At 49.1% G+C, this 723-nt stretch carries 2 protein-coding genes; both read left to right on the top strand.

What is annotated here, in order from left to right:
- Positions 1-450: cytidylyltransferase domain-containing protein (locus A3750_RS23070; protein WP_369819978.1), on the top strand; the 450-nt coding region annotated here is incomplete at its 5' end.
- Positions 447-723 (top strand): low molecular weight protein-tyrosine-phosphatase (locus tag A3750_RS23065; RefSeq protein ID WP_197475262.1); only part of this gene is annotated, 277 nt, incomplete at its 3' end. The genes A3750_RS23070 and A3750_RS23065, both read left to right, overlap by 4 nt.

The raw sequence follows: 723 nt of genomic DNA, 5'->3' as shown, positions 1-723 counted from the left end.
AAGGCGTTGGTTGAGCAAGTCGCGCAAAATTTGGATGATCATCCGGAAGCGGGCATCGCAACGCTGTGCGAGCGTATTCACGATTTAGATACTGTTCTCAATCCCAACGCGGTGAAAGTTGTTTTTGATGAGCATGGTTTTGCCTCGTATTTTAGTCGTGCGCCGATTCCTTACGCACGCGATGCCTTAACTGAAACACCTCCTCGATTGTCTTCAAAAGCAGAGTATTATCGCCATATCGGTATGTATGCTTATCGCGTTGGTTTTCTTCGCCAGTATGTGCAATGGCTGCCCAGTATGACGGAGCAAGTCGAAAAGCTTGAGCAGTTGCGCGCGCTCAGCAATGGTGTGCGAATACACATCGATATCGCAGCTGAAGCGCCTCCTTCAGGCGTGGATACACAGGAAGATTTAGAGCGTGTGCGTCAGTATTTTAAGGGTGCGAAATGACGCGCGTGCTGTTCGTTTGCTTGGGTAATATTTGCCGTTCACCCACTGCGCATGGTGTATTTGAGTCGCTTGTAAAAGCCAAGGGGCTTGCTGAGCAGATTCACATTGATTCTTGTGGTACCGGCGGTTGGCACATTGGTGAGTCGCCAGACAAGCGCGCGACAGCGCATGCTAGAAAACGTGGTTATGACTTATCGCATTTGAGGGCTCGACAGGTTCAAAGCAATGATTTTTACGAGTTTGATTACATTCTTGCGATGGATGAGGCAAACC

The organism is Oleiphilus sp. HI0079 (genome assembly GCF_001635105.1).
Note: the sequence above shows the minus strand (reverse complement) of the source record. Positions and strands in the feature narration are given on the sequence as shown.